Source organism: Roseibium sp. Sym1 (assembly GCF_027359675.1).
Lineage (GTDB): Bacteria > Pseudomonadota > Alphaproteobacteria > Rhizobiales > Stappiaceae > Roseibium.
The window spans coordinates 1,298,093-1,323,852 of record NZ_CP114786.1 but is presented as its reverse complement, the minus strand read 5'-3'; the positions used below and the strand labels follow the sequence as shown (position 1 = coordinate 1,323,852).

General features: G+C 63.2%; 25 protein-coding genes. 11 read left to right on the top strand and 14 right to left on the bottom strand.

Annotated features, from left to right (window positions below):
- The first annotated feature begins 34 nt into the window (after positions 1 to 34).
- Both gcvA and yegS read left to right on the top strand, forming a co-directional pair.
- Positions 35 to 958, top strand: coding sequence for a transcriptional regulator GcvA (gcvA, locus tag O6760_RS06000; RefSeq protein ID WP_269584578.1), 924 nt, complete (start codon positions 35 to 37; stop codon positions 956 to 958).
- Between the two features lie 116 nt (positions 959 to 1,074).
- On the top strand, positions 1,075 to 1,983 hold the full coding sequence (yegS, locus tag O6760_RS05995; protein WP_269584577.1) for a lipid kinase YegS: 909 nt from the start codon (positions 1,075 to 1,077) through the stop codon (positions 1,981 to 1,983).
- Between the two features lie 21 nt (positions 1,984 to 2,004).
- Here yegS and O6760_RS05990 read toward each other — a convergent pair whose 3' ends face one another.
- The 8 genes from O6760_RS05990 to O6760_RS05955 form a co-directional block, all read right to left on the bottom strand.
- Positions 2,005 to 2,796 carry a cephalosporin hydroxylase family protein gene (locus O6760_RS05990; protein WP_269584576.1) on the bottom strand — a complete coding sequence of 264 codons (792 nt, stop codon included), beginning with the start codon at positions 2,794 to 2,796 and terminating at the stop codon, positions 2,005 to 2,007.
- Positions 2,793 to 3,626 carry an NAD-dependent epimerase/dehydratase family protein gene (locus O6760_RS05985; RefSeq protein WP_269584575.1) on the bottom strand — a complete coding sequence of 278 codons (834 nt, stop codon included), beginning with the start codon at positions 3,624 to 3,626 and terminating at the stop codon, positions 2,793 to 2,795. Before O6760_RS05985 ends, O6760_RS05990 begins: the two co-directional genes overlap by 4 nt.
- Positions 3,623 to 4,114, bottom strand: a complete 492-nt coding sequence (locus tag O6760_RS05980) for an acyltransferase (protein ID WP_269584574.1) — start codon at positions 4,112 to 4,114, stop codon at positions 3,623 to 3,625. The genes O6760_RS05985 and O6760_RS05980 overlap by 4 nt, the downstream gene beginning before the upstream one ends.
- A 48-nt stretch (positions 4,115 to 4,162) precedes the next feature.
- Positions 4,163 to 5,407 carry a methyltransferase domain-containing protein gene (locus tag O6760_RS05975; protein ID WP_442969919.1) on the bottom strand — a complete coding sequence of 415 codons (1,245 nt, stop codon included), beginning with the start codon at positions 5,405 to 5,407 and terminating at the stop codon, positions 4,163 to 4,165.
- The gene (gene rfbC / locus O6760_RS05970; protein ID WP_269584572.1) at positions 5,404 to 5,946 is read right to left on the bottom strand and encodes a dTDP-4-dehydrorhamnose 3,5-epimerase; all 543 of its coding nucleotides are present in this window, start codon (positions 5,944 to 5,946) and stop codon (positions 5,404 to 5,406) included. Before rfbC ends, O6760_RS05975 begins: the two co-directional genes overlap by 4 nt.
- Positions 5,943 to 6,989, bottom strand: a complete 1,047-nt coding sequence (gene rfbG, locus O6760_RS05965) for a CDP-glucose 4,6-dehydratase (RefSeq protein WP_269584571.1) — start codon at positions 6,987 to 6,989, stop codon at positions 5,943 to 5,945. Before rfbG ends, rfbC begins: the two co-directional genes overlap by 4 nt.
- Positions 6,990 to 6,994: 5 nt before the next feature.
- Positions 6,995 to 7,759: a glucose-1-phosphate cytidylyltransferase gene (gene rfbF / locus O6760_RS05960; RefSeq protein ID WP_269584570.1), complete on the bottom strand. Its 765-nt coding sequence runs from the start codon at positions 7,757 to 7,759 to the stop codon at positions 6,995 to 6,997.
- A gap of 193 nt (positions 7,760 to 7,952) precedes the next feature.
- Complete coding sequence (locus O6760_RS05955; RefSeq protein WP_269584569.1) at positions 7,953 to 8,822, bottom strand: glycosyltransferase family 2 protein; 870 nt, start codon at positions 8,820 to 8,822, stop codon at positions 7,953 to 7,955.
- A gap of 225 nt (positions 8,823 to 9,047) precedes the next feature.
- Between O6760_RS05955 and O6760_RS05950 the strand changes: the two genes are divergently transcribed.
- Together O6760_RS05950 and O6760_RS05945 are read left to right on the top strand one after the other, a co-directional pair.
- On the top strand, positions 9,048 to 9,788 hold the full coding sequence (locus tag O6760_RS05950; protein ID WP_269584568.1) for a sulfotransferase family 2 domain-containing protein: 741 nt from the start codon (positions 9,048 to 9,050) through the stop codon (positions 9,786 to 9,788).
- Positions 9,775 to 10,932 carry a glycosyltransferase family 2 protein gene (locus O6760_RS05945; RefSeq protein ID WP_269584567.1) on the top strand — a complete coding sequence of 386 codons (1,158 nt, stop codon included), beginning with the start codon at positions 9,775 to 9,777 and terminating at the stop codon, positions 10,930 to 10,932. The genes O6760_RS05950 and O6760_RS05945 overlap by 14 nt, the downstream gene beginning before the upstream one ends.
- Positions 10,933 to 10,954: 22 nt before the next feature.
- Here the strand turns inward: O6760_RS05945 and O6760_RS05940 are convergent, their stop codons facing one another.
- The 3 genes from O6760_RS05940 to O6760_RS05930 all read right to left on the bottom strand — a co-directional run bounded on the left by O6760_RS05940 (position 10,955) and on the right by O6760_RS05930 (position 13,851).
- Positions 10,955 to 11,632 (bottom strand): class I SAM-dependent methyltransferase, encoded by a 678-nt coding sequence (locus tag O6760_RS05940; protein ID WP_269584566.1) that lies wholly within the window; start codon positions 11,630 to 11,632, stop codon positions 10,955 to 10,957.
- Positions 11,633 to 11,855: 223 nt separating this feature from the next.
- Positions 11,856 to 12,914, bottom strand: coding sequence for a glycosyltransferase (locus tag O6760_RS05935; RefSeq protein WP_269584565.1), 1,059 nt, complete (start codon positions 12,912 to 12,914; stop codon positions 11,856 to 11,858).
- Positions 12,904 to 13,851: a glycosyltransferase family 2 protein gene (locus O6760_RS05930; RefSeq protein ID WP_269584564.1), complete on the bottom strand. Its 948-nt coding sequence runs from the start codon at positions 13,849 to 13,851 to the stop codon at positions 12,904 to 12,906. Before O6760_RS05930 ends, O6760_RS05935 begins: the two co-directional genes overlap by 11 nt.
- Positions 13,852 to 14,019: 168 nt before the next feature.
- On the opposite strand from O6760_RS05930, the gene O6760_RS05925 reads away from it, so the two are divergent.
- The 6 genes from O6760_RS05925 (at position 14,020) to O6760_RS05900 (ending at position 20,443) form a co-directional block, all read left to right on the top strand.
- Positions 14,020 to 15,642 carry a long-chain fatty acid--CoA ligase gene (locus O6760_RS05925; protein WP_269584563.1) on the top strand — a complete coding sequence of 541 codons (1,623 nt, stop codon included), beginning with the start codon at positions 14,020 to 14,022 and terminating at the stop codon, positions 15,640 to 15,642.
- Positions 15,639 to 16,457 carry an SDR family NAD(P)-dependent oxidoreductase gene (locus tag O6760_RS05920; RefSeq protein ID WP_269584562.1) on the top strand — a complete coding sequence of 273 codons (819 nt, stop codon included), beginning with the start codon at positions 15,639 to 15,641 and terminating at the stop codon, positions 16,455 to 16,457. The genes O6760_RS05925 and O6760_RS05920 overlap by 4 nt, the downstream gene beginning before the upstream one ends.
- Positions 16,458 to 16,946: a MaoC family dehydratase gene (locus O6760_RS05915; protein ID WP_269584561.1), complete on the top strand. Its 489-nt coding sequence runs from the start codon at positions 16,458 to 16,460 to the stop codon at positions 16,944 to 16,946.
- The gene (locus tag O6760_RS05910) at positions 16,946 to 17,932 is read left to right on the top strand and encodes an NAD(P)H-dependent flavin oxidoreductase (protein WP_269584560.1); all 987 of its coding nucleotides are present in this window, start codon (positions 16,946 to 16,948) and stop codon (positions 17,930 to 17,932) included. Before O6760_RS05915 ends, O6760_RS05910 begins: the two co-directional genes overlap by 1 nt.
- Positions 17,933 to 17,940: 8 nt before the next feature.
- Positions 17,941 to 19,176: an acyl-CoA dehydrogenase family protein gene (locus O6760_RS05905; protein WP_269584559.1), complete on the top strand. Its 1,236-nt coding sequence runs from the start codon at positions 17,941 to 17,943 to the stop codon at positions 19,174 to 19,176.
- Between the two features lie 238 nt (positions 19,177 to 19,414).
- On the top strand, positions 19,415 to 20,443 hold the full coding sequence (locus O6760_RS05900; protein WP_269584558.1) for a phosphotransferase family protein: 1,029 nt from the start codon (positions 19,415 to 19,417) through the stop codon (positions 20,441 to 20,443).
- A 74-nt stretch (positions 20,444 to 20,517) separates the two neighbouring features.
- On the opposite strand, the gene O6760_RS05895 is transcribed toward O6760_RS05900, so the two are convergent.
- The 3 genes from O6760_RS05895 to O6760_RS05885 form a co-directional block, all read right to left on the bottom strand.
- Positions 20,518 to 22,632, bottom strand: coding sequence for a 3-hydroxyacyl-CoA dehydrogenase NAD-binding domain-containing protein (locus O6760_RS05895; RefSeq protein WP_269584557.1), 2,115 nt, complete (start codon positions 22,630 to 22,632; stop codon positions 20,518 to 20,520).
- A gap of 98 nt (positions 22,633 to 22,730) precedes the next feature.
- A complete protein-coding gene (tsaA, locus tag O6760_RS05890; RefSeq protein ID WP_269584556.1) occupies positions 22,731 to 23,195 on the bottom strand; it encodes a tRNA (N6-threonylcarbamoyladenosine(37)-N6)-methyltransferase TrmO in 465 nt (154 codons plus the stop codon).
- 25 nt (positions 23,196 to 23,220) lie between these two features.
- Positions 23,221 to 24,102, bottom strand: coding sequence for a helix-turn-helix transcriptional regulator (locus O6760_RS05885; protein ID WP_269584555.1), 882 nt, complete (start codon positions 24,100 to 24,102; stop codon positions 23,221 to 23,223).
- Between the two features lie 494 nt (positions 24,103 to 24,596).
- Between O6760_RS05885 and O6760_RS05880 the strand changes: the two genes are divergently transcribed.
- A complete protein-coding gene (locus tag O6760_RS05880) occupies positions 24,597 to 25,691 on the top strand; it encodes an ABC transporter ATP-binding protein (protein ID WP_269584554.1) in 1,095 nt (364 codons plus the stop codon).
- The last annotated feature ends 69 nt before the right edge of the window (positions 25,692 to 25,760 follow it).

The following is a 25,760-nucleotide window of genomic DNA, read 5'->3' as shown; positions in this document are numbered from 1 at the left end:
TCATGACGAAATGGAATGAACTGGATGAAAGTCGATGCGACGCGCCTTTGTTCCGCCGGCCGATACGCTGATCGCTTTCGAGTGCGCCGCCCGGCACCTGAGTTTCACCCGCGCAGCGGAAGAGCTGCACCTCACGCAAGGAGCTGTTTCCAAGCAGGTGCGCCACCTGGAGGACAGGCTCGGGGTGGAACTGTTCCGCCGTGTGCGCCAGCGCATCGTCCTGACCGACGCCGGGCGTCTTTACCTGCATGACATTCGCGGCGCTCTGGAGCAGATGACGGCGGCCACACGCCAGGTCATGTCCTACGCGGGCAGTGCCGATGTCCTGAACCTGGCGGTGCTGCCCACCTTCGGCACGCGTTGGCTGGCACCGCGGCTCGCTGAATTCGATCGCCGTTATCCGGACGCCGGCCTGAACCTGAGCGTGCGCCTGCAGCCCTTCGACTTCGACGAGGAGCCGTTTGACGGTGCCATTCACCACGGAGACCCCGTCTGGGCCGGCGCAATTGCCGAGCGCCTGTTCGACGAAGAGGTCGTTCCCGTCGCCTCCCGCGCCTTTCGTGACCGCCACGAGATCCGCAAGCCGTCGGATCTTGCCCGCGTGCCGCGCCTGCAGCTCGCGACAAGGCCGCTGGCGTGGCGGCAATGGTTCGATCTGGCGGGCGTGGAGACCGACGCCGCCTTCCAGGGAGCGCGGTTCGAGCAGTTCGTGATGATCTCGGAGGCCGCGATCCACCATGCGGGCGCGGCCTTGATCCCGCGGTTTTTCATCGAGGAGGAGCTGGCCTCCGGACGGCTGGTGCGCCTGTTCGACCTGTCCCTGGCGCAACAGACCGCCTATTACTTCGTTTACCCGGAAGGACGCACCATGCGGCCGGTGGTGTCCGCTTTCCGCAAGTGGTTGATGGAGGAAGCGCGGACCGCCCGCACGCGCCGTGAAACCATGCTGCCGGGCTGAACGGCCAGGCGCATGTATCGTGCACTACAACGCCGGGACCTGCCGGCCCTTCCGAAAGGGGCTCCCGATGTCCATCTACATCCAACGGGAACTCCGCTGAACCAGGGGACACGACTTTGAAGAAACAGCATCTGCGCCTGATCCTCAACGGCAAGTCCGCCGGCCGGACCGACGTGCGCGCCGCGGTCGACGCGGTCCGTGACATGGGCCATGACGTTTCGGTGCGGGTGACCTACGAGGCCGGGGACGTGGCCCGGTTGGTGACAGAAGCGCTGCACGACCACGCCGACAGCCCCATCGACACGGTGGTCAGCGGGGGTGGCGACGGCACTCTGCACGAGGTGGTCGACGCGGCTCTTCAACAGATATCCGGTGATGAGCGGCCGCCGTTTTCCTTCGCCGTGCTGCCGCTCGGCACTGCAAATGATTTTGCCCGCCACCTCCAGCTTGATCCCAATGACATTCCCGCCTGCCTGCGGTTTGCCACGCGCGCGTCGGCAAGGCCCACGGATGTCGGCGAGGTCAATGGCCGGGTGTTCGTAAACATGGCCACGGGCGGATTCGGAACGCAGGTGACGGCGCAGACCGACCCCAATCTCAAGAAGGTGCTCGGCGGCGCGGCCTATCTTTTCACGGGCCTGCACCGGTTTTCGGAGCTTGCCGCCTGCGAGGCCCGGGTGGAGACGGAAGACTTCTCCTGGGAAGGCCCCTTCCTGGCACTCGCCATCGGCAACGGCCGGCGGGCGGGTGGCGGCATCCGGCTATGTCCAAGGGCGGAACTTGACGACGGCCTTCTCGACCTGACGATCGTGCCCTTCCCGGACTCGGGAAAGGTCATCGATCTGTTCTCCGCGCTCATGGAACGCGGTGTCGAGGGCCTCAATGGCGGGTTCGTTGAAAAAAGGTCCCGCAACATCACCATCGAGACGTCGGAACCCGTGCAGTTCAATCTGGACGGCGAACCCATGACCGGAACGTCCTGGAAGGTGGCGATCCGGCATCACCGGATCGCCCTCAGGCGTTGAGGGGTTTCGACGAGGAAATGGTCAACCGGTCCGCTTCAGCCAGCCGTCCGGCGCAGCCGAAATCAGGAGCTTGTTGTTGATCTCCTGGTCGATCTCGAACTCCGGATGGGATCTCAGGAATTCGTGCACGGCCGTCTTGGCATTGTTGCCCGGCGCCCACGGCCGGTCCGGGAACGTGTCTTCCGGCAGATCCTCGATAACGGTGTCGAAGACAAGGCAATAGCTGCCCGGCGTGGCCAGGCCGGCATAGGCGTTCAGCTCGGCCAGCACATGCTCGTGGGTGTGGTTGCTGTCGAGGCAGACCAGAACACGCTCATAGTCCCTGGCGTAGTCGTGAACCCGCCGGATCATGCCGTCCTCGACCGAGGACCCCTCGAACATGTCGATCTTGGCCGACATCGGGTGGGCTTCCATTGCCGTCCGGTTGTGGGCCCGGATGTCGATATCAAGTCCGAGAACGCGTCTCTTGGCCGTTTTCGGATCGACGACGCCGCCGCTTTCCACGGCATCGCAATAGTCGAGCATGGCCAAGAGGGAGGCGCTCATGATCAGGGAGCCGCCATGGGCGATGCCGGTCTCGATGATCAGGTCCGGCCTGGTCGCCCAGACGATTTCCTGAAACACGGCCATGTCGGTCGGAAGCTGGATGATCGGCCGGCCGCCCCAGGCGAAGTTGTACATGTATTTCTGGTCGAATGCGGTCTTCATCCAGCCACGGGACTGCGCCTGCCATCCGGCCTCCCCGGCATAGCCGGCGATGCGCTGTTGTCTTTCGATCTCGAATTCCCGGATCGGGTCGGTGTCTTTGCTCATGAGTCTACTCTCGATTTGGCGGCGTTGCCGCCGGCCGCGCGCAACAGCGCCGGCAGGTCCTTCAGGAGAGAACGCGGTGAAAAGCCGAACTCGGTCCGGATGCGTTCGATGTTGATTTGAGGAAAGGCCCTGCGGACACCGCCGGGCGTGAATGTACAGGAAAGGCCCTCATTCCTGACGGCCTCCGCGATTTCTTCATGGCTGACCGGCTGGCCGCTGGCAACATTGTAGGTCCGGTGGCGGCCGGTCCGCGCGATCCGTTCCGCCAGCTGGACGACATCGTCCACGGCGACATAGTCCTTCGAGGAGCCGGGGGCTTCGCGGATGGTCGTCTGTCCGGTGCCGGCAAGGTCCTCCAGCAGCGACCCCAGAAAGGTGGCCGTGCCCTGGTCGGGACCGTAGACATTCGACAGCCGGATCACCTTGACGCCCGCCTGTTCGTGAGACAGGCACAGCGCTTCGCCCAGCATCTTGGAGAGGTCGTAGGTGGTGTCAGCCGACGGGGTGACCGCGATCGGGGCCGTTTCCGACGTTTCGTTACTGCCTGCGGCCTGCGCATAGATCCGCGTGCTGGAGAAATACACGAAGGACTCGAAATCGGTCTGCTCCAGCAATCGTCCGGGCAGGCCCGCATGAACGTCGACGGTGCCGAGCGGCCGATCCCGGAAATTGCCCGTCATGCCGATGCAATAGAACACCCTGCCGAGGGGCCCGCCGAGGTTCTCGATCTCATGACGTCCGGGGGTTGCAACCTCATAGCCCGCGCTCTGCAGATGGCGGACGAGATTGCGGCCGATAAAGCCGCTTGCGCCAAGCACCGTCGCCTTCATGTCCGCGTTCCGATCAGGCGCATGGGATTGCCCGCGACGACCGAATAGGCCGGAACCTCGCCCTTCACCACGGTGCCGGCGGCGATGACGCAGCCGGTGTTGACCACGGCACCGTCAAGGAAAACGCAGTTGGCGCCAATCCAGACGTCGTCACCGATCCTGATGCCGCCGCGGCTCGGCTGGAACCCCTGCTCGACAATGAGCCGGTTGCGGTCCTCGAAGGCGTGATTGACCGGCGCGAAGGTGCAGTTGGCCGCGATGGCCACGTTGTCGCCGATGGTCAGGCCGTGGCCGGTATAGATGACGCAGCCGGAATTGAGCGTGACATTCTCGCCGATAACGACATCGCCGCTCCCGCCCGCCGGCTTGATCTTGACGAAGCTGTCGACGACCGAGCGCGCGCCGATGCGGATGACGGTGCCCCGCACGCTGTCTTCGATGTCGGCGAGCCTGGAAACGCGCGCCGTGGGATCGATCTCAAGGGTCATGGCAGCTCGGTGTCGGCTTTCATTCGCTGGCTTCGGGACGTCGCGCGATCAGGCGGCGCCGCCCAGGATACGGGTTTCGGGGATGAAGGTTACGAATTGCGTGCCCTGCGCGGCAAGTCCGGCATTCTGCTGGCGGACTTCCTCGGCAATGTTCCAGGGCAGGATGATCAGGTAATCCGGCCTGCGGTCCTGAAGCACCTGCGGCGGGAGCACCGGAATGTGGCTGCCGGGCAGGAACTTGTCCTGTTTTGCCGGTGCCGCGTCGCAGACGAACGGCAGCAGGTCCGGACGAATGCCCGCGAAGTTCAACAGGGTGTTGCCCTTGGCCGCCGCGCCGTAGCCGGCAACGGACTTGCCTGCCTGCCTGGCCTCCAGAAGAAACGACACGAACCGGTTTTTCACGTCCTCGGCGCGGTGCTGGAAGTCGGCATAATAGCCGGTGGTCTCCATGCCCCGTCGTTGTTCCTCGGCGCGCAAACCGGACACCGCGCCGGTTTCCGCGTGGCCGCTGTCCTTCCGGCACCCGTAGACCCGAAGGCTGCCTCCATGCGTGGGAAGTTCCTCCACATCGAAGATCCGGAGCCCGGCGGCTTCGAAGATTCGCGCCACGGTGCCGAGCGACAGATAGGAAAAGTGCTCGTGGTAGACGGTGTCGAACTGGCAGAACTCGACCAGCCTCATGAGATGCGGGAATTCAAGCGTGATCACGCCCTCGGGCTTCAGAAGGCGCGCCAGGCCGCGGGTGAAGTCGTTGATGTCCGGCACGTGGGCATAGACGTTGTTGCCGATGATGAGATCGGCGGATTTGCCGCTGGCGGCAAGGTCGTCCGCGAACGCCTCGCCGAAGAAAGTGCGTTCGACCGGGATGCCGAGGGCTTCGGCCGCTTCTGCGGTGGATGCCGTCGGCTCGATGCCGAGGCAGGGAATGCCGGCCTCGACGAAATTCTTCAGGAGGTAGCCGTCATTCGACGCCACCTCGACCACGAAGCTGTCCCCGGTCAGTCCGAGCCGCCCGGTGATGGCGGCAGCATAGGTCGCCGCATGTGCTAGCCAGCTTTTCGACGTCGAGGAAAAATAAGCGTAGTCCTTGTCGAACAGACTGTCGGCTGCGGTGTAGTCCTGGGTCTGGACCAGAAAACAGCTGTCGCAGACCATCAGGCGCAGCGGGTAGGTGACTTCCGGCGCGGTCAGGTCTTCCGCGGCGAGATAGGCATTCGACGGCGGCGCATAGCCGAGATCCAGGAATTGTCTCGTCAGGTCTTGTCCGCAATGGCGGCAGGCTTGGGTCATCAGATAGGGTCCACCTTGGAAAGGGGCGGCAGGGTCCGGTCGCGCTCGGAAAGGTTGGTGACCGGCAGCGGCCAGGTGATGCCGACCTCAGGGTCGCTATGGAAGAGGCCGCCCTCGTTCTCCGGGCTGTAGCTGTCGGAATGGAAATAGAGCAGTTCGGCGTCGTCTGTCAGTGTCTGGAAACCGTGCGCGAAGCCTTTCGGGATGTAGATCATCTCCCCGCCTTCGGCCGTCAGCGTCACCGAGGCCCAGCGTCCGAAGGCTGCAGATCCGCGCCGCAGGTCCACGATCACGTCGAAGACCGCACCGGCCATGCATTTCACCAGCTTTGCATCGGCTTTTGGCGGGCGCTGGAAATGCATGCCGCGCAACGTTCCCTTCAGGACGCTGTGGGAAACGTTGCATTGTGACCAGGTCTCGTTGAGCCCGAATGCGCGAAATTCCTCGCGGCAGAACATGCGCGCGAACGAGCCGCGATTGTCGCCCCGCCGTTCCAGGTCGATCCGGAAGGCGCCGTCGAGGGGAAGCGGAGCAAACCTCATGTCGCGGCCTCGAAGGCCTTGATCTGCGCACGCGTCAGCTCCGCCGGCTCGGCGCCGAGATCGGCCTGGCGGTACCAGTGGATGGTGTTTTCAACGGCCTGCTCGAACCGCCAGACAGGGGACCAGCCGAGCTCGCTGCGTGCCTTGTCGATCGACAGGCTGAGGCGGCCCGCCTCGTGCACGGCGTTTGGATCGGAGGCATCGGTCCAGCGGCCGGGCCAGTGACGCAGCACTGTGTCCGCGAGCGCGCGGACGGAATGTACATCCGCCGGCTCGGGTCCGAAATTGTAGCCGGACTGGAATGCACCGCCGGACGCCATGTGCAGACGCTCGGCCAGGGTCAGATAGCCGTGAAGCGGATCGAGCACATGTTGCCAGGGCCGGATCGAGGCCGGATTGCGGATTTCAACGGGTCGTTCCGCCTTCAGCGACCGGACAATGTCCGGCACCAGACGGTCTTCGGCCCAGTCACCGCCGCCGATGACATTGCCGGCGCGGGCGGTGGCGATCTTGAGATGGGTTCCGCCGAACGACCGCCTCCAGCTTGCCGAAACCAGCTCGCAGGCTGCCTTGGAGGCCGAATAGGGGTCGTGGCCGCCGAGTGGGTCGCTCTCGCGGTAGGCATAGGCCCATTCATGGTTTTCGTAGACCTTGTCGGTGGTCACGACCACGGCGGTCACCGGACGCTCAAGCCTGCGAAGGGCGTCGAGCAGATGCACCGTGCCCATGACATTGGTCGCCCAGTTGCCGACCGGGTCCTGGTAGGACCTGCGCACCAGGGACTGGGCGGCAAGATGCAGGACGATGTCGGGCGCAAAGGCCGCGACCTCGGTTTTCAGCGCCGCCGCATCCCGGATGTCGAGCAGGGCGCCGGACATGCGCTTGTCGAGCGACAGCTGCGCGAACAGGCTGTCGCCGCCCTCGGGAGGCAGCGCCACACCGAAAATCTCGGCGCCGCGGCCCAGCAGCATTTCGCTCAGCCATGCTCCCTTGAAACCGGTATGGCCGGTGATCAGGACTTTCTTGCCGTTCCAGAATCCCATGCCGCTTACCAGACTTTCCAGGGGGCGTTGCCGGATTGCCAGAGCTGTTCAAGCTGGTTCTTTTCCCGGAGCGTGTCCATGGCCGCCCAGAAGCCGTCGTGCCGGTAGACACCCAGTTGGCCGTCCCTGGCAAGGCCCTGCAGCGGCTCGGTTTCCCAGGGCATGTCGTCACTGGTGATCCGGGTCATGACGGAAGGTTCGCAGACGAAAAAACCGCCATTGATCCATTGGCCGTCGCCCTGGGGCTTTTCCAGGAAACTCGTGACCTGGTTGTCCGTGATGTCCAGGGCACCGAACCGGCCCGGCGGCTGAATGGCCGTGACCGTGGCTTCCAGGCCGCTGGCCTTGTGCTGATCGACGAGCCGGTCGACCCGCACGTCGGCGACGCCGTCGCCATAGGTCAGGCAGAAGGTGTCGTCGATATAGTCCGCCACCCGCTTGATGCGGCCGCCGGTCATGGTGCTTTCACCGGTGTCGACCAGGGTGACTTTCCACGGCTCGGCCTGCTGGCGGTGCACTTCCATGCGGTTTTCGTCCATGTGGAAGGTCACGTCGGACATGTGCAGGAAGTAGTTGGCAAAATACTCCTTGATCACATAGCCCTTGTAGCCGCAGCAGATCACGAAATCGGTGATCCCGTTGGCGGCATAGATCTTCATGATGTGCCAGAGGATCGGCCGGCCGCCGATCTCGATCATCGGCTTTGGCTTGAGGTGGGATTCCTCGCTGATCCGCGTACCCAGACCGCCCGCCAGAATTACTGCTTTCATCACACACACCATGAATGGACCGTCCGGACCGGAACGCACAGAACGGTGGAACCGCGCTGCACAGGCTCGGGAAGGTCACGTTGAGGCCGCCGTCGAGTTGCCGGGAGCTCGTCCGGCTGGCGCCCGTCCTGTCACGCCTTGTCGTTTCGGCGTCTATCTAGCAAAGGCGGCCCGGGCTGCAAACAGGTTTCGCCTACTTTCGCAGTCCGATGGCCCTGAGAGCATGGTCTTCCAGGTCGTAGCGCGTCTTGGCGCGGGAATCCCGCCACAGCCGCCGGAACAGGTTTATCCGGGTTCGAAGCGGGATCGGCGGCAGCTTGGCAGTCACCCTGTAACAGCCGAGCGTGTAGTTGAGACGCTGCCTGAATTTGTCGAAAAAGGTCTTGGCACCGTATTTCTCGAACGATCCGGATCCCATCATGAAGACAAACTCGGCGTCCTCGACCCAGATCGCCAGGTCGCGCATGACGAATTCGGCGACCACATAAGATGCGACGCACCAGGCATGGGGATATTCGCGCCAGCGCCGGATCAGGATCTCTGCGCCGCCTTTGGCGCGCACCAGGCCATAGCACCATTCGGCCGGATAGGTCAGTCCGCGGGGCACGGTGCCTGCGGCCAGGGATTGCGGATAACCGAAAACCGCCGGGTCCGGGTGCAGGACCCGTTCCCCGTCCGCACTGATCCGCCGGACGGTGGGCGCCGCCAGCAATTTGTCCGGATTCTGCTCCAGTGCATCCACCAGTTGCGTGAGGTAGTTCTGGCTGGACAGGTCGTCACAGGCGCGCAGGCAAAAATAGTCGGAATGGGCCTGGCCGTATTCCATGCAGAAGATGAAGTTCTCGACCGCGGACAGGTGCCTTTCCTGGGTCAGGACCTCGAACCGCGGGTCCTTTTGGCAATAGGCGCGGGCGATCTCCGCGGTGCCGTCGGTCGACCTGTTGTCCACGATCACGGCCCTGAAGTCGGCATAATCCTGACCGGCGATGCAGTCGAGGCTGTCCCGCATGGTCTTTTCGCCGTTAAAGATCGGGAAAAGAACGAGTACTTTGGGTTTGCTCACCTGGAGGGTCCGTTTCCGTTGTCTGGCATTTCATGCAGGCATGATAAAGCGCGCCGTTACTTAGACCCGCAGGTCCGGGCCGTCAACGAGGGCCGGGACCTGTTGGGCCCGCAGAGCATTGGACAGGTCCGGCGGATTCGGATAAGGCACCACAGGATTGGTCACCGGCCTTCAGGATCCGTTCCCGAGCGGCGGGCCCTGCGGCCAGGCGCGGATAAGCAAAGCATGGACGAATACCAGATCAGGAATTTCTTGAAATTCGCGCCCTCCAGATTGGGACTGGCACCAAGAAAGCACCTGTTCATCCATATTCCGAAAAACGGTGGCATGGCGATACGTGAAGCACCGCAGCTTCAGGACAGGCTGGTTATCGCCAACCGCAGGCGCTTGAAGAGCAAGGCCTATGCGGACGGGCTGAAGACCTTCATGACGGAGCGGGGCGGCAATCCGGGCTATGAACACGCGCGCCTGCGTGATGTTGACCTGTCCGTCCGAAAGGCAACGCAAGCCTTTGCGATCGTGCGCAATCCCTGGTCCCGCACCGTGTCCAGGTTCAAGTTTTCACTGCAGACACGCACTTATGAAGACGTGCCTCCGGAGGCCTCCGTGGCCGAATTCGAGGCATTCCTGGAAGAGCGCCACAAGTGGGGCCGGGTCGAATACTTCTGGCACCGGGCCGTCGCCGGCTGGTATCCGCAGCAGGATTATGTCCTCGATGAGGAAGGCAGGCTTGCAGCCGACATTCTGCGCCAGGAAAACCTGAGCGCCGAAATGCAGACCTATCTCGGTTTCACCGGCGAACTCAAACGGCGCAACATCAGCACACGGTCGCGGGCCGACTACCGCGATCTTTACACGGACAGGACCATCCAGATCGTCGCGGACTGGTACGCTGCCGACATCGACCGCTTCGGTTTTGATTTCGACACACCGGCAACAAAGAGCGTCTTTTATGCCGGGTCCTGAAACCAGGCACGAGCCGGACGGCCAATCCGCGCTCGGCAGGCAGCTGTCGGATGCCTTCGGAACACCGAAGGCGGATGAACTCGTCTTGCCGAAGGACGGCGTCGTTGCCGTGATCCTTGCCTACAACGAGGTTCTGCGGTTCCCGTATTTCCTGGACCATTATCGTCGGCTGGGCGTTGGGCATTTCATTGTCGTCGACAACAATTCCGGCGACGGTACGGGTGCACTGCTTGCCGGTCAGGCCGATATCAGTGTCATCGAAACGAAACAGCCCTATCGGGACTACAAGTCTGTCTGGCGGCAGCTCCTCTGCGACCGCTATCTGGCTGACCGCTGGGTGATTTTCCCGGATGTCGATGAACTGCTGGTCTATCCGGGCTGGCCCGATCTCTCCATTGGGGATCTGACGCGTTATCTCGATGCCGGCGGCTACCGGGCGTTGTTCACGCCGATGGTGGACATGTATCCGGATGGGCCGTTGAAGGACCTGTCCTACCAGCCGGGGGAAAGTTTCCTGGAGAGTTGCCCCTGGTTCGACAGCGACGGCTACCGCTACAATCCGCTGAAAGGGTCCCACGGCAAACGCTACAAGACGCCGGTGCGCCATGTTTTCGGCGGCACGCGCGAGCGCCTGTTCCACCAGCGCGCCAAGCGCCCCAGGACGGTGCTCGACCGCCTTCTCCTGGGATCCGTCTTTTCCCTGCGCGCGAAGACCCGCAACTCGGCATTGGGCCGCAAGCTGGATCACCTGCTGTTCAAGCTCGTCAAAAACGCCCTGCCGAGTCCGGCCGCCGTTCAGAGCAAGGTTCCGCTGCTGAAGTGGCAAACGGGGATGCGGTTTTCAGGCGGTGTGCACGGCATCGACAGGCAAGTCGCGGTCGCACCGGACTGGGGCGCGCTGCTGCACTTCAAGTATCTCGACGATTTCAGGAGCAAGGTTGCCGAGGCGATCGCGCGCAAACAGCACACGGACAATGCCGGTCACTATCTGGATTACGACACGCAGATGGACCGGCTCATGGACGAGGGGCTGCGCTATGCGGGGAGCCGCCGGTTTGACGGCGTATCCGCACTCGTCGAGTGCGGTCTCATGCGCGAAAGTTCCGGCCTGGCGTCCTGGCGCCCGGGATCGGATCAGGCCTGACACGGTCACAGAACGGCCGAAGTCATCCGGATTTCGTCGCCTCTAGCGTATATCCCGTGGTGATGCTGCGGTTTTTGATCACTTTCGAAATGAACGAGACGACCGGTGCGAGCACGGTGACGGCAACTGCCGTCGCCAAGCCAAAATTCCGGCTTGGCTTGTCGGGGACAATCGTCAACCGCAGCATCAGCACGCAGACGGTTTCGTAGTAACTGTTGCGTTCGGTAATCTTCAGATTGTCAAAGCTGCGGAACAAATAGGCCAGGCCATATTTGGTATAGCGGAAATAGTCGTGCGGGGCGTCGTGGATCCCGAAGACAAAGGGAGTCGAGCAGAAGATTTTGCCGTCCCGTTTCAGAACCCGGTTGATCTCCGCCACCGCCCGATGCGGCTCCGGCACATGTTCCAGCACCTCGAACAGAAAAACGGTGTCGAACGTCCCGTCCTCGAAGGCGAGGTTGCAGGCGTCCATCACAAGATCGGGATTCCGGTCCGGATCAATGTCGACGCTGACGATGTCCAGGCCATATTGCTGGAGGATCGTGTTGATCTCGCCGCCCGCGCCGATATTCAGGCAGCGCCCACCCCGGTCCTTGGCCGACTTGGCGGCGTCGTGAATGAACTCATAGAGGTTCTTGCGCGAAAACTGCTTGGATTTCTTATGCGCGAAAGACCGCAATTTGCTTGTAAGGCGGGACATCCCGATTTCCATAATTTGATTGCTGCAATCCGCGCAACAAAGAACCTGTTCATCCGCGGCGGCCTATCAAGGACACGGGTAAGCTGATCCCGGTCAGCCTGCAACCTGCCCGTGGCCTTGCCGGCTGCGGCGCCTGCGTGCCGGATATCACGAACCGCAGGCAGGTTTCCAGTGTCTCGGCAAAGTCGGCCCCGAAAGTCTGTTTTCGTTGGCAGGCCAGTTTTCAACTGCTGAGAAGGCGGTCATAAGCCGTCACGACACCGTCTTCCGAATAGTGCTCCGTCAATTTGGCGCTGCCGCCCTGAACCAGCGCCTGTTTCAGATCCCGGTTTTCCAGGACACGGAAAAGGGAACCCGTCAACGCCTCGGCATCGCCACACGGCGACAGCAGTCCGTTCACGCCGTCATCGATCAGCCAGCTCGGGCCGGGAGAGGCGGTGGCAACCACCGGCAATCCGGCGTTCCAGCCCTCCAGGACGATGTTGCCGAGCGGTTCCTCGTCGGTCGGGCAGAGCAGAATGTCGGCAGCCTTCAGGAAGGGTGACGGGTCGCGCTGCCAGCCAAGGAAATGCACCCGGTCCGCGACGCCGAGCCTGTGCGCGAGCGCCTTCATGTCGTCGAGCAGCTCGCCGTCGCCGATCAGCCAGGCATGGACATTCCCCGGCAGCCGGGAGACCGCCTCGATGGCGAGGTCAAACCGCTTGCGCCCCACAAACCGGCCAAGATGGATCAGCACCGTGGCGTCTTCCGGCGTGTCGTAATCCGCCCGGTTCACCGGGGTCAAGCCGGCGGGCAGGGGATCAACGAAATTGCTGATCACGTGAGCCCGGGCCTCGGGCCAGCCCATCTCGACGGCCTGCCGGATGATCTCGGGCGTGTTGCCGATCAGGTCCTGGACATTGCCATAGGTGTGGAAGCCGTCCGGCCAGTCTCCCAGGCGCAGGAACGTGCGCATGTCGGCGCCGGGGGCAGGCAACCATTTGCTGGCGGGGCTCATCCAGCCAAGGGTGGCGGTGGCGCCGAACTTGCGGATCTGCCGGGCGATGCCCCAGCGCACGAAGTGACGTTTCAGATGCGACCGGCTGAAACGCAGTTCGCGCACGTCGCAGTGCCTTGCCAGCTCGTCCCGCCATGGCCTGTCGTGCCGGATGAAGGCAATCTGCTCGACGCCCTTGCGCGCAAGCGCAGCGCTGAGGCGCACGAAGAACTTCTCCGCACCGCCGTCGACGCCCAGATGGATATGCGCGAGCTTCTTCACCTTCATAGGCGGGTCAATGGCCATCAATCACGTCATAATAGTTGTGCGCCCGGCCGAGCAGGCCGCGCAGATTGCCCGACCCTTTCATCAGCCGGATCAGGCCGTAATAATAGAGTTTCTCACCGCGCTTTTTCGCGAAGGGCTTGAGTACGAAGCCGACGATTGTGGCCAGTAGGCCGAAGAACATGCGCCTGAGGCTTTTCGGGATGAAATGCAGCGCGGCCTTGAAGCGGCCTTCGCGCAGGACGATGTTGAACGCGCCCGAGGTCGCGGCCATGTGCATCCGGCTGAGCAACCGGCCCGTTGTCACGCGCGAGGCCGGGATGTCCTCTTCGACGAGGGCGTCGTCCACCCAGATCATTTTCACGCCGGCCGCGTGGGTGCGGCGGAAGAAGTCGATGTCCTCGCTGCCGAAGGTCAGACGCTCGTCGAACCTGAGGCCGAGGCCGTCCTTCCTGACGACGCGGGCGCTCAGAATGACGTTGTTGGTCGGCGCTTCGGTGATCACCGTGCCGGTCGGGCGCGGTTTCAGGAGCTGGGATTTCCACCAGTGCGGCGCGGGTATCTCGTAGATCCGGCGCACGGGGCCGTTGCCGACCTCGGCCTTGTGCTCGCGGCACGCCTTCAGGAGCTTTTCGATCCAGTCCGGTTCCGCGCGCTCGTCGTCGTCGATCAGCGCGATCCAGTCGGGATCCTGTTCCAGCGCGGCTTCAAGCGCCGTGTTCCTTGCAAAGGGAATGCCCTTGCGTCTCTCGTGATGGAAGAACACCGGCAGGGACAGGCTGGTCTTCATCTCCTCCGCCGCGGCGCCGGTGAAATGGGGCTCGGGATCGTTTTCCACAACGACGATCGACATCTGCGTATCGTCGGGCGCGATCATGTTGTCGAGGCTTTCCAGGCACGCCTGCAGCATCTTCGGCCGCTGCGCGGTGCAAACGGCAATGACCAGTTTCTGGGTCATGAAGGGGTCTCAATCATTCCTTTTGCTCGGCGCAGGGTTTGGCGCATGCGCGCGCCGCTGTCAAAGAGTTTCCGGGAAATTGACCTTTCCAGTCCCCGAGGCCCGCGCTAGGCTCTTTAATTGACACCTATAATTCCGCAAAAGCGGGTGTGTTCTGGGAGGAGCCACATGAAGGGAATGATGATGCACCGTCCGCTGAAAATAGCGGACCTCATCACATTTGCGCGCGACACCTATCCCTCGAGCGAAATCGTCTCCGTGCGCACGGAAGGCGATATTCACCGGGCCACCTACAAGGAAACATCCGGACGGATCGCCCAGCTTGCCCACGGATTGAGGAGCCTGGGCGTTCAGGACGGCGACCGGGTCGCGACGCTCGCCTGGAACGGCTATCGGCATTTCGAGCTTTACTACGCCATTTCCGGTATTGGCGCCGTCTGCCACACGATCAATCCGCGCCTGTCCGCCGAACAGATGATCTATATCGTCAACCACGCCCGGGACCGGCTACTGTTCGTCGACCTGACCTTCGTGCCGATCATCGAAAAGCTGCGCCCCCATTTCCCCGACGATCTCAAGGTCGTCATCATGACCGACCGGGCGCACATGCCGGACACCTCTCTGGAAGGCGCGCTCTGCTACGAGGAGATCCTCGAGGGACAGCCGGACGATATCGACTGGCCGGACTTTCCCGAGGACCAGGCCGCAGGGCTCTGTTACACGTCCGGAACCACCGGCAATCCCAAGGGCACGCTTTATTCGCACCGCTCGACGGTGCTGCATGCCTACAGCACCTGTGTCACCATTCCGCGTGTCCTGCATGAAGGCTCGCGCATTCTCCCCGTGGTGCCGCTGTTTCACGTCAATGCCTGGGGATTGCCCTATTCCGCACCGCTTTCCGGCTCGAGCCTGATCTTTCCGGGCGGCGCGCTGGACGGCAAGAGCGTGTTCGACCTGATGGACCGGGAAAAGGTGTTTTCCGCCTGGGGCGTGCCGACCGTGTGGATCGGCCTGATGAACGAGATCCGCCAGCGCGGCCGACTGCCCGAGGGCTTCGGCGACATTGTCGTTGGCGGCTCCGCCGCGTCGCGCTCGCTGATCGAGGGTTTCGAGAAGGAAGGGGTCAATGTCTGCCATGCCTGGGGCATGACGGAAATGAGCCCGCTCGGCACCCAGTGCAACCTGCCGCCGGACATGGCGGACCTGCCCTTCGAGGAACGTATCGACCGCAAGCAGAGTCAGGGGCGGCGCGTGTTCGGCGTCGAGATGAAGATCGTCGACGATGCCGGCAACCGGCTGCCGCAGGACGGCCGGACACCGGGCCATCTCTATGTGCGCGGCAACACCATCACTTCCGGCTATTATGAGGATCCGGAGGCCTCGAAACCGGTCTTCGACGCAGAGGGCTGGTTCTGCACCGGCGACATAGCCGCCATCAGTCCCGACGGTTTCCTGACGATCACCGACCGGTCCAAGGACCTGATCAAGTCGGGCGGCGAGTGGATCAGTTCCCTTGATCTTGAGAACATCGTCATGTCCCACCCGGGGGTTGCCAACTGTGCCGTGATCGCGGTTCCGGACGCCAAGTGGGACGAACGGCCGCTGCTGATCGTCCAGCCCCGCGAGGATGCCCAGCCGCAGAAGGACGAGATCCTTGCCCTGCTGGCGAAACGGGTTGCCAAGTGGCAGGTGCCGGATGATGTCGTCTATGTGGATGAATTGCCGATGACGGCGACCGGCAAGGTCTCCAAACTGACTTTGAGAAAAACATTCGCGGAAGGTGCGGAATGACGCCTGAAACCCTGTTTGGACTGACCGGCAAGACCGCTCTTGTGACCGGCGGTGCCACCGGTGTCGGCCGCATGGCCGCCGAAGGCCTGATGGCCGCCGGCGCCCGCGTCCTGATCGCCAGCCGCAAGGAGGACGCCTGCAAGGTGGCCGCTGATGCTCTTAACGGGCTTGGATATTCCGGCAAGGCGGAAGGCTTTGCCGGGGATGTTTCAACGGAGGAGGGCATCGCGGCACTGGCCGAAGAGGTCGGACGGCGCACGGATCAACTTGCCATCCTGATGAACAATGCCGGAACCAGCTGGGGCATGCCGCTCGGGGAGTTCCCCTATCATGCCTGGGAACGGGTGATGCGGGTCAATGTCACCGGCCTGTTCCAGCTGACCCAGGCCCTGCTGCCGCGTCTGGAGGCGGCCGCCTCCGATGACGATCCGGCACGGGTCGTCAATGTCGGCTCGGTGATGGGGGAGACCGCGCACGGCGACCGCGCCTACAGCTATGCCGCCTCGAAGGCGGCTGTGCATCACCTGACACGGATCCTCGCCAAGGAACTGGCGGAACGGCGCATCACGGTCAATGCGCTGGCGCCCGGACCGTTTGTCAGCAACATGACGGCCTTCGCCACGGCTGACGAGGACATCCGCACCCGTGTCGGCTCACAGGTGCCGCTCGGCCGGGTCGGCCGTCCGGGCGACATTGCCGCCGCCATGCAGTATCTGTGCGGTTACGGCGGCGCCTATGTCACCGGTGCGATCCTGCCGATCAGCGGCGGCATCAATGTCGAGACCGGTCCCGATCTCTTCCAGGAGGCCTATTGAGTGACGGCGGAAGCTGCAACGCAAGCGCTGACCCCGGGAGAGCTGCAAGCCCTTGTGGGGCAGGAAGTCGGCGTGTCCTCCTGGCATGTCATCGACCAGGCGAAGATCGACGCCTTTGCCGGCGTGACCGGGGATCACCAGTTCATTCATGTTGATCCCGCCCGCGCGGCCGGAACGCCCTTCGGAGGCACCATCGCCCATGGTTTTCTCACCCTGTCTCTGCTCTCGGCGATGGCGCTGGAAGCGCAGCCGAAGATCGCGGGTGCCGGGATGGGCATCAATTACGGTTTCGACAAGGTCCGCTTCCTGGCGCCGGTCAAGGCCGGGGCCCGGCTGCGTGGCCGCTTCATCCTGGCTGCGCTGACCCGCCCGAAACCGGCCGAGATCGATATCACGTGGACATCGACGATCGAGATTGAAGGCGAAAAGCGGCCGGCCCTCGCGGCAGACTGGCTGAACAGGTTTTACCTTGAAGAGGACCATTCGTGATGCTGAAGGCACGCACCCTGCCAAAGGCGCTGCAGGGCCTGAGATTGCCGGCCGTTGCCGCGCCGCTGTTCATCGTTTCCTGCCCCGACCTTGTCATCGCCCAGTGCAAGGCCGGCATCATCGGCAGCTTTCCGGCACTCAACGCCCGCGATGAACCGGATGGTCCGGTTGTTCTCGAGGCCTGGCTGAAACAGATCACCGAGGCGCTCGACAAGCACAACCAGGCAAATCCCGATCGTCCCGCCGCGCCCTTTGCGGTCAACCAGATCGTGCACCGCTCCAACGAGCGCCTGGAACGGGACATCGAGATCTGCGCGCGCTGGAAGGTACCCGTCTGGATCACTTCGATGGGCGCACGGGTCGAGGTCAACGAAGCCGCCCATGCCTGCGGCGGCATCGCGCTTCACGACGTCATCAACAACACCTATGCCAGGAAGGCGGTCGAAAAGGGCGCCGACGGCCTGATCGCGGTCGCGGCCGGGGCCGGCGGCCATGGCGGCCCGCAATCCCCCTTCGCGCTGGTGCGCGAGATCCGCGACTGGTTCGACGGTCCGCTGCTGCTTGGTGGCGCCGTCTCCACCGGGGAGGCGCTTCTGGCAGCCCGCGTGCTTGGCGCCGATCTGGGCTATATCGGCTCGCCCTTCGTTGCGACCGACGAGGCCAACGCGGACAGGACCTACAAGGACATGATGGTGGCGGCCGGCGCGGAGGACGTGCTGACGTCGTCGCTCTTCACCGGCCATCCGGCGAATTACCTGAAAGGCTCCATCGCCAGGGTCGGCCTCGACCCGAACAACCTCCCGGAGGACTGGGACGTCAGTGTCATGCCCGACGACAGTCCGAAGCCGAAGGCCTGGCGCGAGATCTGGGGCGCCGGCCAGGGCATTGGTGCCGTCAAGTCCGTGGGGCCGGCCGCGGCCGTTGTCGATCGCATCGAATCCGAATACCGCGCCGCGATGGCGCACCTGCGTGACGAAATCTGTTAGGAGGAACCATGGATCTCGGCATTTCCGAGCGGGTGCGTCCGCTGATCGAGCAGGTCCGACGGATGGTCGAGACCGAGATCGCACCGCTCGATCACGAATATCATGAGGAGGTCGGCCGCCATCCGTCCGGTGATCGTTTCCGGATGACCGATCGGCAAAGGGAAATCCTGGACACGCTCAAGGCGAAGGCAAAGGAGCGCGGTCTCTGGAATTTCTGGCTGACCGATAGCGACAAGGGCTTCGGCCTGACGACCGTGGAATATGCCTACCTGGCCGAGGAGATGGGCAAGGTCGGCATTGCCGCGGAGATCTTCAACTGCAATGCGCCCGATACCGGCAACATGGAGGTCCTGGAGCGTTACGGCACCGAGGCCCACAAGCAGCGCTGGCTGAAGCCGTTGCTCAGCGGTGATATCCGCTCGGCCTACCTGATGACCGAGCCGGACGTCGCCTCGTCCGATGCCACCAACATCTCGCTGACCGCCAAAAAGGACGGGAATGCCTGGGTGCTCGACGGCGACAAGTGGTGGGCGACGGGTGCGGGCGATCCGCGCTGCGCGGTTTATATCGTCATGGCCTGCACCGATCCCGAGGCCCACAAGCACAGCCGTCACTCCATGTTTCTGGTGCCGGCGGATGCGCCCGGCATCGAGGTCCTGCGGCCGATGCATGTTTTCGGCGCCGACGACGCCCCCCACGGCCACATGCATATCCGTTTCACCAATGTCCGTGTTCCGGAACAGGATCTGGTGCTCGGTGAGGGCCGTGGTTTCGAGGTTGCCCAGGGACGTCTCGGCCCGGGCCGCATTCATCATTGCATGCGTGCCATCGGCCAGGCGGAAAAGGCGCTGGAGATGCTCTGCCGCCGGGCCATGGACCGCGAGGCCTTCGGCAAGCGGCTGATGGATCTCGGTGCCAATTACGACATCATCGCCAATGCCCGCATGGAAATCGAGATGGCCCGGCTCTTGTGCCTGAAAGCCGCCTGGGTCATGGACACGCAAGGCACAAGGGCCGCCCAGCCCTGGATCAGCCAGATCAAGGTGGTTGCCCCGCTCGCGGCCCTGAAGGTGGTCGACGAGGCCATGCAACTCCACGGCGCGGCCGGCATCAGCCAGGATTTCCCGCTGGCCGCCATGTGGACGCACCTGCGCACCTTGCGCTTCGCCGACGGCCCGGACGCCGTCCATCGCCGCCAGGTCGCCCGGACGGAACTCCGGAAATACTCTAACGGGAAGTTGTGAGTGTGGCTGTACCTCTGTCTATTACTGGACCTTGGCCACCCACCGGCGGTCTCCCCTCACCCACCGCCGTCATCCTGAGGAAGCGCGCAGCGCTGTCTCGAAGAATCGGCGGCATATTCTTGAACAAGCCGCGGATCCTTCGAGACGCGAGCAAGCGCGCTCCTCAGGATGACGACGGGGGTTGGAGCTGCGTCGTGAACGGCTGTGGCAGTACGTCTCTTGTTGGAGATCACCATCCATGACAGCCGGACAGGATCTCGACCTGAAGACACTTGCCGCCTGGCTGGAACAGAACCTGCCCGGCTTCGAAGGCCCGCTTGCCGCGGAAAAATTCAACCGGGGCCAGTCCAATCCGACCTTCCGGCTGAAATCGGGATCGGGCGACTATGTCCTGCGCCGCAAGCCGCCCGGTGCGCTCCTGAAATCCGCTCACGCGGTTGACCGGGAATTCAGGGTGCAGAGGGCACTGGCCGGATCGGATGTTCCTGTCGCGAAGATGCATGTCCTGTGCGAGGACGACAGCATCATCGGCTCGGCCTTCTACATCATGGATCTGGTCCGTGGCCGCAATTTCGATGACCCGCGGGTTCCGGACGTTGATCTCGAGACCCGGCGCGGCCTCTATGACGAGATGAACCGGGTGCTGGCCGCCATTCACGGGATCGACCTGGAGGCCCGCGGCCTTTCCGATTTCGGGCCGTCCGGAAACTACTACCGCCGCCAGATCGACCGCTGGACCAAGCAGTACCGGGCAAGCGAAACCGGGACAATCTCCGCGATGGACGATCTGATCGACTGGCTCGACCGGAATGTTCCGGACGATGACGGCCGGCGCACGCTGGTCCACGGCGACTACCGCATCGACAACATGCTGTTTGCCGAAAACGGCCCCGCCTGTGTCGCGGTGCTCGATTGGGAGCTTTCCACCATCGGCCATCCCTTTGCCGATCTCGCGGCCCTGGTCATGCAGTGGCAGCGGCCGCCCGGAACCGAAGGCCGCGGTCTGGCCGGCGTCGACCGCAAGGCGCTCGGCATTCCGGAAGACCGGGCTTTCATCGATGCCTATTGCGCGCGCATGGGGCTCTCGGGCATTCCGGATTTCGGCTTCTACCTGGCCTTCGCCTTCTTCCGCATGGGCGCGATCCTGCAGGGAGTGAAGAAACGTGCGCTCGACGGCAATGCCTCCAACCCGGAACTGGGATTGAGGCTAGGCGCAAGCGTTCCGGAATATGCCGCGGGCGGATTGGAGGCGGCGCAGTCGGTTTAGCCGGGAACCACTGGTGTCACCCCGGGCGGAGCATAGCGCGGGGATGACAGATGGAAGATGGATCGCGCGCTCACTCACCCACGTGCGTTCATCTCCGCAAACGTCGCTCCGCTCGCTGCCATTTTCCGCAAGAGCTCGGGCACCTGCCAGTAATAGCCGTCTTCCCTGGCGTATTCCTCGATCCGCCGGACCAGTTCCGCGGCACCGATATCATCAGCCGTGTGCATGGGGCCGCCGCGGAAGCGGGGGAAGCCGTAACCGTTGAGGAACACCGCGTCGATGTCGATCGGCCGGAGGGCGATGCCTTCTTCCAGCACCCGTGTGCCTTCGGCAATCATCGCCGTCATGAAACGGCTGACGATGTCCTCTGCGGTGAATTTGCGTGGGCTCACGCCGGCCTGTTCACGTTCCGTGTCGATGACCGCGAGCGCCTCCGGATTGGGCCGGGGACCGTCATCGTCATAAATATAGAAGCCCTGGCCGGTCTTGCGGCCGAACCAGCCGTTTTCGCACAGCCGGTCGGCGATCGGGATGTAGCGTTCCTCGGCCGGGCGGGTTGCCGCGCGGCGCTTGTTGGCGGCCCAGCTGATGTCGAGACCGGCGAGATCGGCGACCTGGTAAGGGCCCATGGCGAAGCCGAAGCCGCGCATGGCCGTGTCGATCTCTTCCGGAGAGGCGCCGTCCATCATCATGTAGTCGGCGGCCTTCTTGTAGAAGGTCATGACGCGGTTGCCGATGAAGCCGTCACAGACGCCGGAACGTACGGCGATCTTTTTCAGTCGCTTGGCGAGTGCGAAGCCGGTGGCGACCATTTCCGGGGCGGTTCTGTCCGCGACCACCACCTCCAGCAGCCGCATCACATGCGCCGGCGAGAAGAAATGCAGGCCGATGACGTCCTGGGGCCGAGCCGTCGTGGCGGCGATCTCGTTGATGTCGAGATAGGACGTGTTGGAGGCCAGGACCGCGCCCTGTTTGCAGACCTTGTCGAGGGTCTCGAAGATGTCGCGCTTGACGCTCATCTCCTCGAACACCGCCTCGATCACCAGATCGGCATCCGCGAGGTCGGCGAGATCCGTGGACGTGCCCAGTTTCGCGTTCAGGATCTCGTCGCGCCCTTCAGCGCTGAGCTTGCCGCGCTTGACGGCGCCGTCCAGGTTCCCGGCAATGGTCTCGGTACCCCGGTCGAGGCCCGCCTGGTCGCGCTCGGTCAAGGTCACCGGCAGGCCCGCGAGAAGCACCGCCGTGGCAATGCCCGAGCCCATCGTGCCGCCGCCGATGACGCCCACAGACCTGATTTCGCGCGGCTCCGCAGAAGCTTCGGGGATCTTGGTTACCGCCCGTTCGGAAAAGAAGGCGTGGATCAGGCCGGCGCGCTGGGGGCTTTCCATGCACTCCTCGTAGAGACGGCGCTCTTCCTTCATGCCGTCCTTGATCGGCAGATGGCAGGCCGCGACCGCGTCGACGCATTTGTGCGGCGAAAACAGCTGCGGCTGGGATCGGGCGAGCCTGGCACGGGCCGCGTCGATGGCGGCGGCATCCGGTTCGGCGACGAGGTCGCCGGTCCTGCGTCTGGGCAAATTTCCCTCCAGAACGTCCGAGGCGGCGGTCAGGGCAAGCTCGCGCGGGTCGCCTTCCGCGATGCGGTCGACAAGCCCTTTTTCGAGGGCCTGCTCATCCGTGACGGGCTTGCCCGACGTGATCATGTCCAGGGCAAAGGCAATGCCGGCAAGCCGGGGCGTGCGTTGCGTGCCGCCGGCACCGGGCAGAATGCCGAGCGTGACCTCCGGAAGGCCGACCTTCGTCCCCTTGAGCGCCACCCTTGCGTGACAGGACATGGCGACCTCGAGACCCCCGCCCAAGGTGGTGCCGTGAAGAATGCAGACGACCGGTTTTTCGGACACCTCGATGAAGTTGCACAGTTCCGGAAGCCAGGGATCCAGCGGCGGCTTGCCGAACTCCCGGATGTCGGCGCCCGCGATGAAGGTGCGGCCCTTGCCATAGAGCGCGATCACCTCGACATCCGCGCGCAGTTGCAAGGTCTCGATCGCCTGCCAGAGACCGGAGCGCAGCGCGTGGGAAGCGGCATTGACCGGCGGGTTGTCCAGGGCGATGAGCCCGGTCTTGCCGGCAATTTCGATGGAAACGACGTCGTTGACGGCAATGGCACCATCAAGGGGGGCTGATGTCATGAAGGTCTCCCGGGACCGCTTCTGAGGAGCAGTTTCGTGGCCGGATTGTCAATTCTGAGGAGTGCTTGTCAACCTGTTCGAAAACGCCAGCGGCGTCTTCAGGTCTTTGGCGGGGCTTTCGGCGTGAACGTGCAGCGGTCCGGTTTCAGGTCGACAAGCGGTGTGCCGTCGAGGCAGTCGAGACCGCGTACGACCAGGTTCGGGCCGTCGACGGAAACCAGCTTCACCAGGGACGTGCCGATCGGATTGGGCCGGACCGGCGAGCGCAGCGCGAAGGTGCCGAAGATGCTGTCGCTGTGCCCCGGGTTCTGGATCACAAGATCCCTGCGCGCCCTGTCCAGCCAGTAGAGCACTTCGACCCGCCCGTAATCCTCGATGCCCTTCAGGGCCGCCACCCAGGGCTCGAAGATCTCGATGCGGCACTCCGGGCCGTCTTCCTTGCCTTGGCGCGGGCAGTCCTTGCGGTCTGTCCAGGGCGTGTGGATCCGGCCAATGAAATGGAGCCTCGCATCATCGGGCTCCGGAACGGAAATCATGACTTCATGCGGACGGACATCGCTCATCGTGTTCTTTCCAGGGTGAGGGCCTTCAGGAAGACAGCCAGCGGACGGTGCCGTGGCCGCTCAGGTCGTAGCCGCCGAGTGCCGCCGCCCGTTCGCGGAAATCCGGTCCCCGGGCGAATGCAAAGAGCTGCTGCAGCGGCTCGGTGAAATAGGCCTTGCGGTCAACCAGCAGGTCGAACCTTTCGTCGACCAGGGGCAGGAACCGGAGCCGGAACGGCCTGGCCATGGTTTCAAGACCGAGCGCGGCATCGGCCTCTCCTCCGGCAACGGCGGCGGCCGCGTCATTTTCGGTATGGGCGGGTGTTCTGGAACAGGCGAGATCGGATTCGGACAGGCCGGCCTCGGAGAGCAGCTTGGCGAACAGCAGGGCTGTTCCCGCACCGGATTGCCGCATGGCAAATCGTTTGCCTTTCAGATCGGCGACCGAGCGGATCGATCCCGCCGCATCCTCCGAAATCAGGAGGCCGCGCTTGCGGATCGCCCAGGCAATCAGGACGGCGTTGCTCAAGCCACGGCTGCTCACCGTGGCAATGTTCCACCCGGCGTCCTCGGGCAGGTGCAGTCCGGCAAGGGCCGCGGTTCCGGCCTCGAATTGGCCCAGTCCGTCCGCGCTGCCATTGCAGAGCGTGGCCAGGCCGCAGCCGGAGGTGTGAATCGCCCAGTCCAGCAGCGGGTCGTGGGAACCGGCCAGCACATTGGGCCGGTCGCGGCTGGTCCCGCCATTCGGGCCCTCGATCCAGGCACGCAGTTCCCGTGCCGGAAACAGCAGCTTTCCGGTTATCCGCCGGTGCGGGATCTCGTCGGCCGCGGCCAGGTCATAGACCTTGCGTTCCTTGACCCTGAGCAGGTCGGCCACTTCCTTGGTGGTCAGAAACTGGGGCTGACCTGAATCTGGATGTTTCAACATTCGTCCTGCCGTTCGGCTGGACCTTAGCGGAGGTTCCCCGTGAAGTACAAGATCATTGCGGTCCTGCTCCGGCTGCGTGGGCGTTTTGCCGAGACACGGTTGTGTTCAAGGGTGCAATCCCGGACATATCATGACGCAAGGACACCAATTGGTGACGCACTTGCGCAGTAGCATGCAGAAAATCTGAGACACTCTATTGCACACACGCAAAAGCGGACAAAACTGTGCACGAAGAATACTTAACCTCGGGGAAGATAATCTTTTCCCCGGGATGTCTGTGTTGAGTAAAAATTCCTCAGCCCTTCTGCATTGCAAAATATTAAGTCGGTAGCTGACTAAAAAATATACATTTTTTTGCATTGCCCCCTTTTCTTGGAGAAGCAATTTTGTTTTTCTATGCGCAACTGCGCTGACCGGGTGCTCCAGCAAGCCATGGCTTGCTGAGCGGTATTCAGGTGAGTGCTCAATAATAATGAACCAGACTTGGGGACAATATGGCGAATACACGGGGCGCTGCTGTTAACTATGACAGCGTTCAAAAGAGCTATGACGGGGAAACCCTGGTCGTAAAGAACCTCAACCTCGATATCCCGCCGGGCGAATTCCTGACCATGCTCGGACCGTCCGGATCCGGCAAGACAACCTGCCTGATGATGCTGGCGGGCTTCGAACCGGCGACGCACGGGGAGATCTATCTCAACGAACGTCCGATCAACAACGTGCCGCCGCACAAGCGCGGCATCGGCATGGTGTTCCAGAACTATGCCCTGTTCCCGCACATGACCGTCGCAGAAAACCTCGCGTTTCCGCTGCAGGTCCGCAATGTCGGCAAGGCGGACCAGGAAGCCAAGGTCAAGCGGGCCCTGGAAATGGTCGAGCTAGGCAGTTTCGGCAATCGCCGGCCGGCACAGCTTTCCGGCGGTCAGCAGCAGCGTGTCGCGGTCGCCCGGGCCCTGGTGTTCGATCCCGAGCTGGTTCTGATGGACGAGCCGCTGGGTGCGCTCGACAAGCAGCTGCGCGAGCAGATGCAGTACGAGATCAAGCACATTCACGAGAACCTGGGCGTGACCGTCGTTTACGTGACCCACGACCAGACCGAAGCCCTGACCATGTCGGACCGGGTGGCCGTGTTCAACGACGGCGTCATCCAGCAGCTGTCGACCCCGGATGACCTCTACGAGGATCCGCAGAACTCCTTCGTCGCGCAGTTTATCGGCGAAAACAACAAGCTGGACGGCAAGGTGATCGACATCCAGGGCGACGAATGCCTCGTTGAACTCGATGACGGCACCAAGCTGAAGGCGGACAAGGTCAACGTGTCGGCCATCGGCGACAGGACAACCCTGTCGCTCAGGCCGGAGCGCGTGGAGTTCGACACAACCGATGACATGGACAATCTGGTCAATGGCCGGATCGAGGAACTCATCTATCTCGGCGATCACATCCGCGTTCGCATGAACGTCGCCGGCAATGACGAGTTCATCATCAAAGTTCGCAACCGCGGAGAGAGGCGCAAGCTCGATGTCGGCGAAACAGTCCGTGTGGGCTGGGCGCTGAACGACTGCAAAGCGCTCGACGCGGTTGTCTGAAATCGCCCGGCGGCCGGTTCGCGGCCGCCAGCGACAACGACGGAACCACTCCGTTAAATCCTAAAAGAG

Excerpts from the sequence above, each read along its gene's own strand:
- O6760_RS05900 (WP_269584558.1), top strand. The coding sequence starts at position 19,415 with ATGACAGCCGGACAGGATCTCGACCTGAAGACACTTGCCGCCTGGCTG.
- rfbG (WP_269584571.1), bottom strand. The coding sequence starts at position 6,989 with ATGGGATTCTGGAACGGCAAGAAAGTCCTGATCACCGGCCATACCGGT.
- O6760_RS05885 (WP_269584555.1), bottom strand. The coding sequence starts at position 24,102 with ATGTTGAAACATCCAGATTCAGGTCAGCCCCAGTTTCTGACCACCAAG.
- rfbF (WP_269584570.1), bottom strand. The coding sequence starts at position 7,759 with ATGAAAGCAGTAATTCTGGCGGGCGGTCTGGGTACGCGGATCAGCGAG.
- O6760_RS05985 (WP_269584575.1), bottom strand. The coding sequence starts at position 3,626 with ATGAAGGCGACGGTGCTTGGCGCAAGCGGCTTTATCGGCCGCAATCTC.
- gcvA (WP_269584578.1), top strand. The coding sequence starts at position 35 with ATGCGACGCGCCTTTGTTCCGCCGGCCGATACGCTGATCGCTTTCGAG.
- rfbC (WP_269584572.1), bottom strand. The coding sequence starts at position 5,946 with ATGAGGTTTGCTCCGCTTCCCCTCGACGGCGCCTTCCGGATCGACCTG.
- O6760_RS05945 (WP_269584567.1), top strand. The coding sequence starts at position 9,775 with ATGCCGGGTCCTGAAACCAGGCACGAGCCGGACGGCCAATCCGCGCTC.
- O6760_RS05940 (WP_269584566.1), bottom strand. The coding sequence starts at position 11,632 with ATGTCCCGCCTTACAAGCAAATTGCGGTCTTTCGCGCATAAGAAATCC.
- O6760_RS05990 (WP_269584576.1), bottom strand. The coding sequence starts at position 2,796 with ATGAGCAAAGACACCGACCCGATCCGGGAATTCGAGATCGAAAGACAA.
- O6760_RS05920 (WP_269584562.1), top strand. The coding sequence starts at position 15,639 with ATGACGCCTGAAACCCTGTTTGGACTGACCGGCAAGACCGCTCTTGTG.
- O6760_RS05925 (WP_269584563.1), top strand. The coding sequence starts at position 14,020 with ATGAAGGGAATGATGATGCACCGTCCGCTGAAAATAGCGGACCTCATC.
- O6760_RS05910 (WP_269584560.1), top strand. The coding sequence starts at position 16,946 with ATGCTGAAGGCACGCACCCTGCCAAAGGCGCTGCAGGGCCTGAGATTG.
- O6760_RS05950 (WP_269584568.1), top strand. The coding sequence starts at position 9,048 with ATGGACGAATACCAGATCAGGAATTTCTTGAAATTCGCGCCCTCCAGA.
- O6760_RS05935 (WP_269584565.1), bottom strand. The coding sequence starts at position 12,914 with ATGGCCATTGACCCGCCTATGAAGGTGAAGAAGCTCGCGCATATCCAT.
- tsaA (WP_269584556.1), bottom strand. The coding sequence starts at position 23,195 with ATGAGCGATGTCCGTCCGCATGAAGTCATGATTTCCGTTCCGGAGCCC.
- O6760_RS05980 (WP_269584574.1), bottom strand. The coding sequence starts at position 4,114 with ATGACCCTTGAGATCGATCCCACGGCGCGCGTTTCCAGGCTCGCCGAC.
- O6760_RS05905 (WP_269584559.1), top strand. The coding sequence starts at position 17,941 with ATGGATCTCGGCATTTCCGAGCGGGTGCGTCCGCTGATCGAGCAGGTC.
- O6760_RS05895 (WP_269584557.1), bottom strand. The coding sequence starts at position 22,632 with ATGACATCAGCCCCCCTTGATGGTGCCATTGCCGTCAACGACGTCGTT.
- O6760_RS05880 (WP_269584554.1), top strand. The coding sequence starts at position 24,597 with ATGGCGAATACACGGGGCGCTGCTGTTAACTATGACAGCGTTCAAAAG.
- O6760_RS05930 (WP_269584564.1), bottom strand. The coding sequence starts at position 13,851 with ATGACCCAGAAACTGGTCATTGCCGTTTGCACCGCGCAGCGGCCGAAG.